General features: G+C 71.5%; 2 protein-coding genes. One reads left to right on the forward strand and one right to left on the reverse strand.

All coding sequences use genetic code 11. From position 1 onward, the window contains the following. The coding region (locus tag KUTG_RS62070) for a DUF2293 domain-containing protein (protein ID WP_198047436.1) at window positions 1-732 on the reverse strand (732 nt) is incomplete at its 3' end. Between the two features lie 24 nt (window positions 733-756). On the opposite strand from KUTG_RS62070, the gene KUTG_RS62075 reads away from it, so the two are divergent. Then, a partial coding sequence (locus tag KUTG_RS62075) for an NUDIX-like domain-containing protein (RefSeq protein WP_304413674.1) occupies window positions 757-1240 on the forward strand: 484 nt, incomplete at its 3' end.

The following is a 1240-nucleotide window of genomic DNA, read 5'->3' on the forward strand; positions in this document are numbered from 1 at the left end:
CTGCCCCATGAACTTCTCGTCCAGCACCTCGCGGCGCTCCGCGTCCTTGACCCGCCGCCGGGCCCGCAGCTCCTCGTCGTCGAAGCACTGCTGCTCGGCCCGGTCGAGCGCGTCCGGCTCGACGAGGATGCCCAACCGCCAGATCCGGTTGCGGCGCTTGGCATCCGGCCGGACCACGATCGCCGCCAGCCCGCTCTCCTTGCGGGCCCGGCGGCTCAGCGTGGCGTTGCCGGCCTTGAGGAACACCAGGTGGTCCAGGTCGGCGCAGCCCATGCAGATCGCCGACTGGCTGTCCATCATCATGAATCGGTCGTGCGCGCGGCACTCCTCGCACTCGAACTCGTCCTTGGCCTCCAGCACAACAAGGTCCGGCACCTTCTCGTCGGCCGCCGGCCGCGCGTCGGCGCGCGCGAACTGGAGGTGCACCCACGTGATGTCGCGGTCGGCGGTGAAGCGCAGCGGGCGGCGGTCGCGGGTGGCCGAGACGTGCGGGGTGGTGGTCCGGCGGAACCGCAGACGGTCCCAGAGATTGAAGGCTTCGGCCGCCTCCAGCACCTTGTCGTCGGTCACGGACATGGCCTTGGTCAACGGGTCGAGCTCGCCCCGTCGCCAGCTGTCCACGTTCTTCTGGTGCACCCAGCCGAGTTCGACCAGCACCTCCACGAAGGACACCCGGCCCTTGCGGCCGATGATCGTCTCCGCGATGGTGCCCACTCGCGTGCTCAACTCCATGGCACTGACCATACGATCGGCCCCGTGATCCCTTACAGCGGGCTGCGTCTCGACCGCGCCCACGACCGCCGCGCCGACCCGGACTGGATCGCCGCGCGGCGGGAAGACGCCCGGCTGCTGCCGTTCTGGCGGGACAGGTACGCGCCCGACAGCGAGCCCCACGGCGAGGAGGTGTTCCTCGGCCTCGACGGCGAGCGGGGCGTGTTCGCGGTGGAGCTGGCCGAGGAGCCCGCGTCCACGGTGGACGTGCGGTCGCTGTTCGGGGAGCTCGCCGCCCAGGAGTCGGCGATGCTCGTGTACGCCAAGGCGCTGCTGCACTGGAGCCGCAACCAGCGGTTCTGCGGCGCGTGCGGCGGCGAGACCCGGCCCCGGCACGGCGGCAACGTCCGAGACTGCCTCGGTTGCGGCAAGGAGCTGTTCCCCCGCCTGGAGCCGGCGGTGATCGTGCTCGTCGAGCACGAGGGCCGCGCGCTGTTCGGGCGGCACCGGCGGTCGGACCGGTTCTCCA

Origin of the sequence: Kutzneria sp. 744 (genome assembly GCF_000568255.1) — a bacterium.
Classification (GTDB): Bacteria; Actinomycetota; Actinomycetes; order Mycobacteriales; family Pseudonocardiaceae; genus Kutzneria.